Annotated in this window: 13 protein-coding genes and 2 pseudogenes; 11 read left to right on the forward strand and 4 right to left on the reverse strand. The window is 51.5% G+C overall.

Annotation, left to right across the window (positions count from 1 at the left end; genetic code table 11):
* Window positions 1-210 precede the first annotated feature (210 nt).
* The 10 genes from R8G34_03170 to R8G34_03215 all read left to right on the forward strand — a co-directional run bounded on the left by R8G34_03170 (window position 211) and on the right by R8G34_03215 (window position 7,869).
* Entirely contained in the window at window positions 211-507 is a 297-nt protein-coding gene (locus R8G34_03170; protein ID MDW3221879.1) for a virulence factor, read from the forward strand.
* A gap of 47 nt (window positions 508-554) precedes the next feature.
* Window positions 555-1,481: a methylenetetrahydrofolate reductase gene (locus R8G34_03175; protein ID MDW3221880.1), complete on the forward strand. Its 927-nt coding sequence runs from the start codon at window positions 555-557 to the stop codon at window positions 1,479-1,481.
* A gap of 15 nt (window positions 1,482-1,496) precedes the next feature.
* A complete protein-coding gene (locus R8G34_03180; GenBank protein ID MDW3221881.1) occupies window positions 1,497-2,579 on the forward strand; it encodes a methyltetrahydrofolate cobalamin methyltransferase in 1,083 nt (360 codons plus the stop codon).
* Window positions 2,580-2,814: 235 nt separating this feature from the next.
* A complete protein-coding gene (locus R8G34_03185) occupies window positions 2,815-3,090 on the forward strand; it encodes an STAS domain-containing protein (protein ID MDW3221882.1) in 276 nt (91 codons plus the stop codon).
* Entirely contained in the window at window positions 3,087-3,452 is a 366-nt protein-coding gene (locus R8G34_03190; GenBank protein MDW3221883.1) for a response regulator, read from the forward strand. The genes R8G34_03185 and R8G34_03190 overlap by 4 nt, the downstream gene beginning before the upstream one ends.
* Window positions 3,453-3,461: 9 nt before the next feature.
* Window positions 3,462-5,771, forward strand: a complete 2,310-nt coding sequence (locus tag R8G34_03195) for a chemotaxis protein CheA (protein MDW3221884.1) — start codon at window positions 3,462-3,464, stop codon at window positions 5,769-5,771.
* A complete protein-coding gene (locus R8G34_03200) occupies window positions 5,768-6,226 on the forward strand; it encodes a chemotaxis protein CheW (GenBank protein MDW3221885.1) in 459 nt (152 codons plus the stop codon). Before R8G34_03195 ends, R8G34_03200 begins: the two co-directional genes overlap by 4 nt.
* Window positions 6,223-7,071 carry a protein-glutamate O-methyltransferase CheR gene (locus R8G34_03205; GenBank protein MDW3221886.1) on the forward strand — a complete coding sequence of 283 codons (849 nt, stop codon included), beginning with the start codon at window positions 6,223-6,225 and terminating at the stop codon, window positions 7,069-7,071. Before R8G34_03200 ends, R8G34_03205 begins: the two co-directional genes overlap by 4 nt.
* A 37-nt stretch (window positions 7,072-7,108) precedes the next feature.
* On the forward strand, window positions 7,109-7,495 hold the full coding sequence (locus R8G34_03210) for a response regulator (protein MDW3221887.1): 387 nt from the start codon (window positions 7,109-7,111) through the stop codon (window positions 7,493-7,495).
* 2 nt (window positions 7,496-7,497) lie between these two features.
* Window positions 7,498-7,869 carry a hypothetical protein gene (locus tag R8G34_03215; GenBank protein ID MDW3221888.1) on the forward strand — a complete coding sequence of 124 codons (372 nt, stop codon included), beginning with the start codon at window positions 7,498-7,500 and terminating at the stop codon, window positions 7,867-7,869.
* A 413-nt stretch (window positions 7,870-8,282) separates the two neighbouring features.
* Here the strand turns inward: R8G34_03215 and R8G34_03220 are convergent.
* A pseudogene (locus tag R8G34_03220) lies at window positions 8,283-8,827 on the reverse strand (integrase core domain-containing protein).
* Window positions 8,828-8,841: 14 nt separating this feature from the next.
* On the opposite strand from R8G34_03220, the pseudogene R8G34_03225 reads away from it, so the two are divergent.
* A pseudogene (locus tag R8G34_03225) lies at window positions 8,842-9,329 on the forward strand (hypothetical protein).
* Window positions 9,330-9,872: 543 nt separating this feature from the next.
* Here R8G34_03225 and lon read toward each other — a convergent pair.
* From lon to tgt, 3 genes are all read right to left on the reverse strand, one after another.
* Window positions 9,873-12,284 carry an endopeptidase La gene (gene lon / locus R8G34_03230; GenBank protein MDW3221889.1) on the reverse strand — a complete coding sequence of 804 codons (2,412 nt, stop codon included), beginning with the start codon at window positions 12,282-12,284 and terminating at the stop codon, window positions 9,873-9,875.
* A gap of 197 nt (window positions 12,285-12,481) precedes the next feature.
* Complete coding sequence (locus R8G34_03235; protein MDW3221890.1) at window positions 12,482-13,327, reverse strand: methyl-accepting chemotaxis protein; 846 nt, start codon at window positions 13,325-13,327, stop codon at window positions 12,482-12,484.
* A complete protein-coding gene (gene tgt / locus R8G34_03240; protein MDW3221891.1) occupies window positions 13,269-14,393 on the reverse strand; it encodes a tRNA guanosine(34) transglycosylase Tgt in 1,125 nt (374 codons plus the stop codon). Before tgt ends, R8G34_03235 begins: the two co-directional genes overlap by 59 nt.
* Between the last annotated feature and the right edge of the window lie 18 nt (window positions 14,394-14,411).

The following is a 14,411-nucleotide window of genomic DNA, read 5'->3' on the forward strand; positions in this document are numbered from 1 at the left end:
GTGTGCTGAAAAAACACGGGCAGCGCGTTACGCCTTGTCAGACAAGGCACGCGGCATTTCGCGAGTACCCCAACTGATGTTTCTTGAGGTTCATCTTGGATTAGGTTGCGTGCTTTGCGTCGCGGAAAGATGTTGTTTTGTCGAAAACCGGCCTCGAAATCAGATTTGATGTCGTTAGACAGTTTGGAACGGATCAAAGGGAATCAGTTCATGCCAGACGTCACGATTGTATATTGGCGCGATATTCCGGCGCAGGTCATTGTTGGCAAGGGCCGCCGGGGCTCCAAACGCCCCCTGCCCGAACGGTTTGAGCAGGCGATTGATCGCGCAGCCATGAAGGTTGGCGCGGAGGACACGGATGCTTATCTTGCAGAGTGGCGCAAGGCAGCCCCTTTTTCCGTAGAAGGCGATGCTGAAGCTGTCGCAGATGCGCAAGCCGCGCGACTGGATGCAGAATATGACCGCGAGCGCATCAAGGCGCTGATCAACAACGATGGCTGGGCCTGACCCTGACCAGACTATTCGACACCCTTTTATCCCGAAAGGACCACCTGATGGCCTTGTTGAGTTTCAAAAAGAAAGACGCAGCCCCCGCCACGCCCGCCGACCCTGTGGTCGAAGCATTTTTGCGTGACTATTCCATTGAGGTGATGCCGCGCACCGCAGAGAAGGTCGAAAACTTCCGCGACCTGCTCCCCGACGGCACACGGGTCTACGTCGCCCATATTGAGGGGACGCCAATTGAAGACATGGTGGCCACGGCAAAACGCCTGAATGCGGATGGTTTTCCCGTCATGCCGCATTTTCCGGCGCGAATCATAAAGGACAAAGCCACGCTTGCCGATTGGATTGCGCGCTATCAAGGCGAAGCGGATGTCAAGCAGGCGCTGTTGCTGGCGGGGGGCGTTGAAACACCGCACGGTGATTTCGACAGTTCGATGCAATTGATGGAAACCGGTCTCTTTGACCAAGCCGGTTTTGAGCGCCTGCACGTTGCCGGGCATCCCGAAGGCAATCGCGACATTGATTCTGATGGGTCCATGCAAAATGTGACTGCCGCATTGCAATGGAAAAATGACTTCCAGAGCCGTACGGATGCGAAAATGGCAATTGCGACGCAGTTTGCCTTCGACGCAAAACCCATCATTGCCTGGGCGGATAATCTGGCGGCGGAAGGCATCACCCTGCCCGTTCACATAGGTATTGCGGGGCCCGCCAAGCTGCAAACACTGATCAAGTTCGCCATTGCCTGCGGTGTGGGACCCTCTCTCAAAGTTCTGCAAAAGCGGGCGATGGACGTAACCAAGCTGTTGATGCCCTATGAACCTTGGGATGTCGTGGCACAACTTGCCGCGCATAAAGCCGCCAATCCGGACTTCAACATCAGCAATGTGCATTTCTTCCCGCTTGGCGGGATCAAGACCAACGCCACATGGGCCACCGACAACGGGGGGCCTGACGCCGCCCCTGCAAATGCCTGATCCAAGGACTGCTTCATGACCAAGACCATCGTCGAATCAAAATCCAAGACCGCCATCATCGGTTTTGATCAGCCGTTCTGCGTGATCGGAGAACGGATCAATCCCACGGGTCGCAAAAAGCTCGCGATGGAACTCGAGGCGGGGGATTTTTCCACCGTTGAGGCGGACGCGGTGGCGCAGGTCGCCGCTGGTGCCACGGTGCTCGACATAAATTCGGGAGCGGTTTTCACCAACAAGATGGCCCAAGACAAACGCTACGCGGATAATAACTTTGTGGAACCACCCTTGATGAAGGAACTGGTTGAACGTGTGCAAGCCATCGTCGATGTGCCGCTGTGCATCGATAGCTCCGTGCCTGGTGCGCTGGAATCAGGTTTGGCCGCCGCTGAGGGTCGGCCCCTTCTGAACTCTGTCACCGGCGAAGAAGAGCGGCTGGAGCTGGTATTGCCGCTTGTCAAAAAATACAATGTCCCTGTGGTTGCGATTTCCAATGATGATACCGGGATTTCCGAAGATCCTGATGTGCGGTTTGCAGTAGCCAAGAAAATCGTCGAACGCGCGGCGGATTTTGGCATCCCTGCTCATGACATTGTTGTTGACCCGCTTGTTATGCCGATTGGCGCCATGGCAACTGCTGGCCATCAAGTCTTTACTCTGGTTCGACGGCTACGCGAAGAACTGGGCGTCAACACGACATGTGGCGCATCCAACATCTCCTTTGGACTGCCAAATCGACACGGGATCAACAATGCCTTTCTGCCTATGGCCATGGGCGCTGGCATGACATCAGCAATCATGAATCCGGTTGCTCTGCCAGTGCCCGTCGCCAGAATAGAGGCCAAGAAACTTGAATTGCAGGCCGCTGGCGTGGTCTTCCCGGAGGAAATGGATCTGGAGCTGTTTTGCCAGTTGACCGGTTTGGGCTCCACGAAATCACGACCCGGCAAGGAAATGGAAGCCATTCGAGCGGCCAATTTCCTGACCAATAATGACCCCCATGGCGGGGCGTGGATCGCCTTCAACAAAGAAGCGCCCAAACCCGGTCAGGAAGGGCGTGGACGCGCCGCGCGAACCGGCGGGCGCCGCAGACGCGCTTAACCGCTAAAAAGCTTTGTAAATTTACCCAGCCCCAATGCGCAAGCCTTGGGGTTTTTCTTGTGGTTAGAGGCCGCAAAACCAAGAAAACCAGGCCCTTGCAGGCGATCGGCAAAAAGTTCTCGGCTAGTAACGCTGTCTTAACGGACTGCGCTCTACAACCTCTCTTATTCAATTAGGCAGCCGATGTGGAGAGAGCGATGCACCTGCAAAGATCTTGTTATTTAAGGGCGGCATTATGAGTGATCCAATCACCCTCGCTCCCCGTCTCGATTTACCTGCGGCTTCCGCTTTGATGACCACTCTGAAGGATCACAAAGATGGCGACCTTATTATGGATTTGTCCGAGGTAAGCCATCTTGGTGCGTTGTGCCTGCAAGTCATGATCGCGGCTGCAACAACCGCTGTCGCGGCCGGACGCTCCGTTTCTGTGTTGAACGCGTCAGACCGCGTGATTGATCAATTGCGTGTCATGGGCATGACACCTGAAGCCATCGCAAGGGGGCGTGTATAAAAATGGAAATTCTGGCCGTGGACGACAGTCGAACAATGCGTGACATGATCCGCCTGGCATTGCTGCCTGCAGGCTTTAATGTTCATACAGCCGATGATGGCGTGCATGGCATTGAAGTGCTTGATGGCATCGAACCTGATGCGATTATCACAGACATCAATATGCCGCGTATGGACGGTTTTGGCTTTATTGACGCAGTCAGAGGACAAGACAAGCATCGCGCTACACCGATTTTAGTTCTGACCACCGAAGCTGCGCCCGAATTGAAAGCGCGTGCTCGCAGCGCCGGTGCGACCGGCTGGATTGTTAAACCATTTGACCCATCCAAGCTGATCAAAGCTTTGCAAATGGTCGCAGGATAAGAGGCTCGTATGACTGACTCCAATGACCCAATGGCAGAAATCCGAGCGTCATTCTTCATCGAATGCGAGGAACTGCTAGAAGCACTGCAAGACGGCTTGCAATCGCTCGACGATGGCGATGAAGATCCGGAAACCATCAATGTCGTGTTTAGAGCCGTGCACTCGATTAAGGGCGGCGCCGGGGCGTTTGGCCTGGAAGCTCTTGTGCGATTTGCGCATCGTTTCGAAACGGTTCTTGACGAGGTGCGCGCCGGTCGCATGACGCCAGATTTGGAAGCATTGAAAATTTTCTTCCAATGTGCGGACCACCTGTCAGACCTTGTACGCGCTTGCCGCGACGATTTGGCCCTGCCAGAAGAAAAAACAGCTACTCTGCTGACCGCGCTTGGCGGACTACTTGGCGATGCGGGTGTTGAAGAAGAAGAGGAAGTCGAAGACGAGAACATCGATTTCCAACCAGCCACAGTATCTTTGGACTTGGACTTTGGCGGGGATACCGATGACGATGACTTGCCAGGTTTGCCAGCGTTGGAAGACTTGCCGCCGCCTGTGGGTACTGGATACCGCATTACCTTTAGGCCCGACAATGAATTGTTCGAGACAGGCAATGAGCCTTTCCACATGCTGCGCTCTATTGATGAGATGGGTGAGTGCGAGGTCACATGTCACTTGGACAAATTACCCGACTTAAACGATATATCGTCAGAGCACTCTTATCTCGCCTGGACGATTGATTTGCACGCCGATGTCGAAGAGGCGGAGATCTCCGCCGCTTTCGAGTTTGTCGAGGGGCTTTGCACCTTGGAAATTGAGAAATTAGACAGTCTTGTATCACAGGGTGAGGATCAGGCTGAAACCGACGAGTCCTCACTCTCGCTGAAAGATGAGATGCCCGAAGCAGTTTCTGCATCAACGGAGACAACTGCTGCAAAAGATGGGGTGGGTGATTTAGACATCGAAGTTGCTCGCGAAGCAACTCCCGAAATCACTAGTACTTCTGATACACAAAATTCTGCTGCGGCAGCCCCACCGGCGGTAACGCCCTCACCTGATCAAGCAAACAAGAGCGCACCTTCTTCAAAACAGGCTGCATCTGCCACTGCAGCAAAGTCTGTAGTGCGGGTAGATCTTGATCGCATTGAAAGATTGGTAAACTTGGTTGGCGAGCTTGTGATTAACCAAGCGATGCTTTCGCAGAGCCTCGAAAGCTCCGGGCTATCGCCGCATTCGGATGCCATGAACGGTTTGGAAGAATTTCAACGTCTTACGCGTGATATTCAAGACAGTGTGATGATGATCCGCGCGCAACCAGTGAAGTCTCTTTTCCAACGCATGTCCCGAATTATTCGCGAAGCATCCGCAGCAGTCGGCAAGGACGTCCGTCTTCATACTGATGGAGAAGGCACAGAAGTCGATAAAACTGTTATTGAGCGCCTGGCCGACCCTCTGACTCATATGATCCGAAATGCAGTTGATCACGGCCTAGAAGGTCCTGAAGACCGAATTGCTGCGGGCAAACCAGAACAAGGCCGCGTAAACCTAAGCGCAGCACATCGATCAGGCCGAGTGGTCATCGAAGTGTCTGATGACGGTGGCGGGATTAATCGTCCCAAAGTCCTGCAAATCGCAATTGACAAGGGTTTGGTCCCGCCAGATGCCTCACTATCAGACTCCGAGATCGACAACCTACTATTCTTGCCGGGTTTCTCTACCGCGACAGTCGTATCGGATCTTTCTGGACGGGGCGTCGGCATGGATGTTGTCAGGACTTCTATCCAGGCATTGGGTGGTAGAATAACAATATCCTCAACGCCAGGTGAAGGCACGACATTCTCGATTTCACTACCTTTAACGCTTGCCGTCTTGGATGGTATGGTAGTGCAAGTTGCTGATGAAACACTGGTCTTACCACTGAACGTCGTTATCGAGACACTGACTCTGTCGAATGAAGACGTCGAAATGGTGCGTCCTGGCGCGAATGTTGTTCGTGTACGCAGCGGTTTTGTCCCATTGTTCGATTTGGGCAAGGAATTAGGCTATCGCCAACCGGTTGTGGACTATGAAGGTTCCGTGGTCTTGCTCATCGCACATGAGGATGACAGCCACGCTGCTCTAATCATAGATAGCATTCAAGATCAAAGGCAGGTTGTGATTAAAGGGCTGGATGACAGTTTCTATCGAGCGCCAGGTATTGCTGCCGCGACAATCCTAGGAGATGGGCAGATAGCATTAATCCTTGATACCTCTGACATTATTTCCAACGCAATCGGCGCCTCGGGAAACACACCCGCTCAGACTCTAGGAGGAGCATCGGCATGAACGATAAAGAATCCCCTGCCACCATTGAACTGCTGACCTTTCAACTCGCTGATCAGGAATACTCACTGGACATTATGTCAGTTCGAGAAATCCGGGGTTGGACTCGTACAACGCCGTTACCACACGCGCCTTCATACATGAAAGGTGTTATTAACCTTCGTGGGACTGTACTGCCTGTCATGGATCTATCCGAGCGACTTGGATTAGAACCGCAAAAACAAACTGACCGTAACGTGATTATTGTCGTCAACCATGATGATGTGATGACCGGCTTATTGGTTGATGCAGTTTCGGACATTATTGCGTTGACGGCAGACGATCTACAGCCCCCACCGGAAATGCAACCAGGATCGACGTCAAATGTTGTCAGTTCACTGACTCTGATCGACGAGCGAATGATCCGTGTACTTGATCTCAGTTCAATAGTTTTGTCGGTGCAAAGCAGTGCCGCATGATGAATAACCTGACATCAGAAACTGGTATTGACCCTGATAGCTTTAAAGCCATCGCTGAGTTGGCTTACCGTGAAAGCGGGCTGATATTGGCCGTTGAAAAAACTTCTATGATTCAATCCCGCCTGCGTCATAGACTGAAAGCTCTCAGCCTCTCGAACTTTTCCGAGTACAGCACTTTAGTATGCTCTGACAGTGGTTTTGACGAGCGTCGGCATATGATTTCGGCACTGACCACAAACGTGTCTCATTTCTTTCGAGAGAAACATCATTTTGATATACTTGAGGAGCAATTGCGCTCTACGTTGCTTCCAAAATTGAAAGCTGGCGGTTCGGTAAGGATTTGGTCGGCCGGCTGTTCCAACGGTCAAGAAGCCATGTCAATCGCAATGACCCTTTTGGAAATCGAACCCGAGATCGAAAAACTTAACGTAAAGGTATTGGCAACAGACATAGATGCGCAGGTTGTAAGTTTTGCAGCCGACGCTTGCTATCCTGAGCGCTTGACGTCAGGAATACCTACTGCGCTGTCACATAAGTACTTTGACCAAAAAGATAGCGGTGGCGAACGTTTTTTCTGTGCATCTAATTCGCTAAAAAGTTTGATTTCTTATCGGGAGTTGAACTTGTTGAACGAATGGCCAATGCGCCAGCAAATGGACGTTATCTTTTGCCGAAACGTGGTAATTTATTTCGACCAGAAAACTCAAAACAAATTGTGGCCCCGCTTTCGTCAATTGCTAACGCGGGAAGGATTTCTATTTCTTGGCCATTCCGAACGTATTCCTGAGCCACAAGACGCCGGATTTCAAACCTACGGGCCAACAACCTACAAACCAGCCGCTTAAGTTACGTCAAAGCCGCCCAAACTGAAGGAAAAAAAGTATGTCACTGCGTGATCAATTGCGCATCATGGTTGTAGATGATATGTCCACCAGCCGTGGGCTAATAACGCAAGCCTTGGATGCATTTGGGATCAGAAACGTCGCTACGGCCGAAAACGGCGTCGACGCGCTGAAAGCGCTGGCGACGAGCCCTGTCCATCTTGTAATTTCCGACTACAATATGCCGCAGATGGATGGCCTACAACTGCTCCATCAATTGAGGGCGTCACCGAAAACAAAAGGCGTCGGGTTTATACTCATAACAGGGCGAGCTGAACAACAAATCGTGGACCATGGCAAAAAACTGGGTATGAATAACTATTTAAAAAAACCTTTTGAGCAAGATGGGCTTCGTAATTGCATTGAAGCTGTGGTTGGGCGTCTTTGACCATGACTGGGGAAACTGAGGCTATCCTCGCCGAAGACATACTGTTGCGTGTAGCAAGCTATATGGATAGCTTGGCGGGCCATGTTTTTGATATTGAGGAAACTCTTGGAGATACGGTTTCGACCCAGCTGGCTGGTGATCACGTCGCCATACAGAATTTGCAAGTTTTGGATTTCTTACGACAATCTTTAGAAGACTTAGCGATGATGGCGCTAATTCTTAGGGATCCCAAAACACGGCCGTTCACCGATGAAACAATTAAAAAAGCTGGAAACAGACTTAAACTTAAAGCTACTCGCAATTTACTGGACGGTACTACAGCTGGCGAATCAAAAGTAAACTTAGACAACCTTGGAGAATTAGATCTATTTTGATCTCTACGATGATTATTTCAAACTGAGAACCTTAGATCAACCGTCATTGCTGCCTTGTCAGCCTTCCAGTCGGATGTATTGCGCTCTAGCTATGGCGCTAATTATTGACGCTTTAGTCCTAACTACGATTGATCTATCTGAAGCGCGTACGGTTTGCTGGAGGCTCTGACTGATGAGTAGGATAGAGCATCCTGATTAAGACACCGAACAAATACACACCGGAAGTGCACGAAGGTGCTGTGCAGATGGTTTTGAATTGCGAAGGGTAGCATGAGAGCTGTTGGGCTGCGATTGTATCCCTGTCGTCGAAGATTGGATTTGCGCCGCAAACGCTGAACGACGGGGTCAAGAAGGTCGCGGTTGATACTGGCCAGCGAGATTGAGGAGCCCCACTTGAGTGGTTCAATTGAAAGTTAGTGCATGATTGGCCTTTGGTCCATCGGTACAATGGCCTCTAGCGCCGGTGTGCGGTAGCCCAGAGCACTGTTAGGTCGTTTGGTGTTGTAATGTTTCCTCAAGCTATTAATGATTATTTGAGCTTCGCGCAACGAGTAGAAAATCTCGTCGTTCAGCAATTCATCCCGCATCCCTCGGTTGAAGCGCTCGCAATATCCGTTCTCCCAAGGTGAGCCAGGCTCGATGTATACAGTCTTCACTTTGACCGCCTTGATCCAATCCCTGACGGCCTCGGTGATGAACTCAGGGTCATTGTTCGACCTGATGTAGCTGGGAACGCCACGCAGGATGAACAAGTCCGTCAGAGCGTCGATAACCTCACTCGAGTTGAGCTTTCATTTCACACGGATTGCACGCGCCCATTGTCCTCGGACCAATGGCGGACTAAGTCACATCATTGCTGGCGATGCTCGCCCAGAATGTTCCGTGTTCTGAATGCCCGACCATCATCCGTGCGATGGTGTACAAAGTCGTGCGACCACACGTGATTGCGATACTCAGGGCACTGCCAGATTAGTCTTCGATGCTTTGGAGCAGGCCCTTCATCAACGCTGGCCGGCGCAAGGCCAATTGGTGTATCACTCGGACCGTGGGTCGCAATACCTGTCTATCAAGGAGACCGAAAGGCTGGCAGAGGCTAAGATCGCACCGCCTGTCAGCCGCGCCAAGGAGTTCCAAAACAACCTTCTGGCCAAAACGACCAACGGCTTGTTCAAGACCGAGGTCATTCACAAATGCAGGCCATGGCGCTGCATTGAAGCGGTGGCTACGCCAACCTCCAACGGGTCGATTGGTTCAACAACCGACACCTGCTCGAGCCTATCGGGACCATCCTGCCAGCCAAAGCCGAGGCAAACTTTTACGCCGCTCCGGAAAGATCAGACATGGCAGCGCAACTCAGACAAATCAACTTCCGACAGACAAACACGGCGCGGGTCAAAAGCCGATGCTGTACGGCTTTCTTCACTTGGTCGCCATTGTGGAATGGGACACGCATGCACTAGGTAAAAGCGATAACTGCTGAGATGTTAGCACGCTCCATAGCGTAGTGCTGGTGTGTTGAACGACGTTGATCTGGCGGCCCAAAGGCAGCTTACATACAAATTTCGCCATCACAGGAAAGAGTTTCTCAAACGTGACAGTAATCTCGTCGGTCTTGTACATTTATTTGCCAGTCTTGAACTCGCCTTCTCCGAGCCCTAAACGCCAAAAAGGTTAAAGCGCAAGGCGAAAAGTTCTGTTTTAATTGCATTAATACAGGCAACCAATGCACAATAGTGGGGTCACCAGAGTCGGCCTTTATGCTGTTGGTCAAACCAGCGCATCACTATTTGAGGTTGTGTCGATGGAACGTTAATTTATCATCGCAAACTAGTTATGCCAGAAAAACCTCCGCCTTCAAAAGCGCGTAATGTTCCCATTCGAGTTGTTTAAAAATCCGCTGATCCTTGCACGTGGGACATTTTACTATCATGCAGAGACTTTGAAAATGGCAATCCTGACACGCAACAAAACATTGCGCATCTGAATTGCCGTCGCAGTTTCGCTCAATGTGCAATTGCGGTATCGGAATTGTCGTTCCGCGAGGCAATACTGGCGGCTGCGGCAGCTTCCTCTGCTTCTTGATCCCATTCAATGGCTTCCGGCGTGCGTACTAGGGCATGCTCTAAGACCTCGGACGCGTGGCGGACGGGAATAATTTTCAAGTTGGATTTCACATTATCTGGTATTTCAACTAGATCTTTAGCGTTTTCTTCCGGAATAAGGACGGTAGTGATGCCCCCGCGAAGTGCTGCCAACAGCTTCTCTTTCAAACCCCCAATAGGCATCGCATTTCCGCGCAAGGACACTTCGCCTGTCATCGCGATATCTTTGCGCACCGGAATCTGCGTGAGTACAGACACTATAGAAGTGACCATCGCCAATCCAGCACTTGGACCGTCTTTCGGCGTGGCCCCGTCAGGCACATGAACGTGTATATCGATTTTGTCGAACTTCGGTGGCTTAACGCCGATTTTGGGGCTAATGGAACGTACGTAACTCGACGCTGCATCAATCGACTCTTTCATAACGTCGCCAAGCTTTCCAGTGGTCTTCATTCGCCCTTTACCCGGCAATCGAAGTGCTTCGATACTTAGAAGCTCCCCCCCAACAGATGTATAGGCTAGACCCGTGACAACACCAATTTGGTCCTCCTTTTCAGCAAGACCGTACCGAAATTTCTTCACTCCGAGGAAATCGTCAATATTTTCATCAGTTACAGTTACTGTTTCAGCTTGCTTTTTTACAATTCTGGTCAATGATTTACGCGCAACTTTTGCGATCTCGCGTTCTAGATTTCGCACACCCGCCTCACGCGTGTACGTCCTGATCATTTCTGTGATCGCCGAGTCTTCAAGTACGAATTCCTTCGCTTTGAGCCCGTGGTTTTTGATTTGTTTTGGCACAAGGTGTTGACGCGCGATTTCACGCTTTTCGTCTTCCGTGTAGCCCGCAAGCGGTATGATTTCCATGCGATCCAGTAACGGGCCGGGCATATTGTAACTATTTGATGTTGTCAGGAACATCACGTTTGACAGGTCGTATTCCACTTCCAGATAATGATCCACAAAAGTAGAGTTCTGTTCAGGGTCAAGTACTTCAAGCATTGCCGACGCAGGATCCCCGCGGAAATCCTGACCCATTTTATCAATCTCATCGAGTAGAATAAGCGGATTGGTGGTTTTCGCCTTTTTCAACGCTTGAATGATTTTTCCTGGCATAGATCCAATGTAAGTCCGGCGGTGTCCACGAATTTCGGATTCATCCCGAACGCCCCCTAAACTGATGCGAATGAACTCACGCCCCGTCGCCTTGGCGACAGATTTTCCAAGTGACGTTTTACCAACACCAGGCGGTCCAACCAGGCACATGATCGGACCCTTGAGCTTGGCAGAGCGTTGCTGCACGGCCAAATATTCAACAATCCGCTCCTTGACCTTGTCGAGACCGTAGTGATCGTCATCAAGCACTTTCTGAGCGCGTCCCAAGTCTTTCTTCGTGCGCGATTTCACACCCCACGGGATGGATAACATCCAATCCAGATAATTGCGCACAACGGTTGCTTCAGCGGACATTGGGCTCATGTTCTTGAGCTTTTTTATCTCGGCGTCAGCCTTCTCCCGCGCTTCCTTGCTCAGCTTAGTTTCGGCAATTTTTGCCTCAAGTTCAGCAACTTCGTTCTTGCCGTCCTCACCATCCCCCAGTTCCTGTTGAATCGCCTTCATCTGTTCATTCAGATAGTATTCGCGTTGCGTCCGTTCCATCTGGGACTTAACACGCGTTTTTATCTTCTTTTCGACTTGTAAAACGGACATCTCGCCCTGCATCAAGCCATATACTTTTTCCAAACGCTCAGACACACTAAGAGTTTCAAGGAGATCTTGCTTCTGGTTGACTTCAATTCCAAGGTGACCAGCAACTAAATCAGCAAGCTTTGCTGGCTCGGATGACTCGCCGACGGCCGCCAGCGCCTCCTCCGGAACATTCTTTTTTACTTTGGCATAACGTTCGAATTCATCCGATACCGTGCGCAGCAGTGCTTCAGTCGTCGCAACATCGCCCGGCATCTCAGTCAGATATTCGGCTCTTGCTTCGAAAAAGCTTTCATTTTCAAGGTATTCAGTTATGCGGACGCGCGCTTGTCCTTCCACCAACACTTTTACAGTGCCATCAGGCAGCTTCAGCAATTGCAACACATTCGCCAACACTCCGGCTTTGTAGATGCCATCGCTATCGGGGTCATCGACACCGGGATCAATCTGGCTGGATAACAAAATCTGTTTGTCATCCGCCATGACTTCTTCCAATGCGCGCACGGATTTTTCGCGCCCGACAAAAAGGGGCACGATCATATGGGGAAAAACCACAATGTCGCGCAAAGGTAGTACTGGGTAGGAGGCGTTCAGAGGCTCTTGCATGCTCTTTCCTTGTTGTTGGCAAGATGGTTCTGGTCCCGCTCAGGCAGCAACACTCGACCATCTCCAGGCTCGGAAGACTCAGGTGGGGCGAACCACACCCGAAATCAACCTCGCCGGTGTATTTGTTGACCACAGCATGGCTACTGCAGGTCAGAATCACAAGCCTTCAAATCACGCAAGTCCTCAATGAGGTCGATCTAATTTACATGCAATCTATCGGTTAAAGAAACTGATAGAGATGAAACGCGCGTGGACAGCACTTTGACTTCATCAGCAATTACATTGAATCCTTTGCCGGCATCGCCCGCCCGTGCCGCCACAATGGAAGCGTTCGTTGCGACCATGTTTATGACCCGCCCGATCTTTCCGATCTCCATGGCAATGGTATTGACGCGATCCAACGCATCCACCTTGCCTTTGTCATTCAATTCAAGAAAGAAGACGCGCAGTTCGTCGCTGAACGCATTGACGCCCTTGGCAATTCGCGTGCAGCAAAGATCATACATCGTTGGACTTGGTCGAAAGCCCTTGATTTCTCCATCCGCGACAGAGCACCGGTCGGTGATCCGCACCAGTTCTTCAAGAGCAACCACAAGTTCACCAAGCGTATCTGACAAGGACTCCGGCAGATCCAGCTCATGCGTGGTCAGGAAATAGGATTGAAAATCCTTTGCCGCATCGTACCCTTCGCGCAACTTGCTCTTGGCATCTAGAAAATCTTCCGCCGTGACATTGCTTTCTTCGTCGTTGCTCAGTTCCATGTTGTAGATGAGAATTTGCATCGCGGCCAAACGCGTCGGCGCTATTTTCGTCTGCGTTTCATGCAGTGTATAGTCCAACGAGGGACCTTTTACTGTTTCATCGGTCTTCATTTTAGGGGGCATCCGGCCAACTCCGTTAATACACCCTCTCTCTAGTCGGCTTGAAGTTAAACTTGCGTTAAACCGAGGCGGTTTTGGCGGAAAAATCCCAGACGAATTCTCTCTAAATAGGCTTAATATCGCCCTCGGCTCGACATTGATGAAACCCGCTTTGCCAATCATCAAAGCGCTCCAAACTGATCGCAGCACGCATTTCCGCCATAAGATCCTGATAGTACCTCAGATTATGCCAGGTCAGCAGCATAGACGAGATGATCTCCTGGCTTCGAAAGACGTGATGCAAATAAGCGCGGCTGTAATTCTGGCAAGCAGGGCAACCACATTTTTCATCCAAAGGGCGCGGATCATCAGCATGGCGCGCGTTTTTGATATTGACGACACCGCGGCGAGTGAAAACCTGACCCGTGCGCCCGGAACGGCTCGGCAAAACGCAGTCCATCATGTCAATGCCCCGCGCCACCGCACCGACAATATCGTCAGGCTTGCCAACGCCCATCAAATAACGGGGTTTATCTTTGGGCAACATATCGGGTGCAAAATCCAGAACGCCGAACATGGCCGCCTGCCCCTCGCCCACGGCGAGCCCGCCCAGCGCATAGCCGTCAAATCCGATGTCGACCAAAGCCTGCGCACTCTCTGCTCGAAAATCACGCTCCAAACCACCCTGCTGAATGCCAAACAGCGCATGCCCCGGCCGGTCGCCAAATGCATCGCGCGATCTTTGCGCCCATCGCATCGACAGGCGCATGCTTTCCGCAATGGTGTCGCGGGTCGCGGGCAGTGCGGGACACTCATCAAAACACATCACAATATCGGACCCTAACAAGCGCTGGATCTCCATCGACCGCTCGGGCGTGATTTCGTGCTTGGACCCGTCAATGTGGCTTTTGAAGGTCACGCCCTTTTCGGTCAGCTTGCGCAAAGCCGCCAAACTCATGACCTGAAATCCGCCCGAGTCCGTCAGGATGGGCCGCTCCCAATTCATGAATTTGTGCAATCCGCCCAAGCGATCAATCCGCTCCGCCGTCGGGCGCAGCATCAGATGATAGGTATTGCCCAGCAATATATCGGCACCGGTTTCACGTACCGATCCGGGCATCATCGCCTTGACCGTGGCCGCCGTGCCAACCGGCATGAAAGCGGGCGTGCGAATATCCCCGCGCGGCGTCGCAATCACCCCGGTGCGGGCCTTGCCATCTGTGGCCTGTAAATCAAACGAAAAACTCATGTCGCCCCTTTGGCGCAA

It is taken from the genome of Paracoccaceae bacterium (genome assembly GCA_033344815.1).
In the GTDB taxonomy this organism is placed as follows: Bacteria; Pseudomonadota; Alphaproteobacteria; order Rhodobacterales; family Rhodobacteraceae; genus Roseobacter.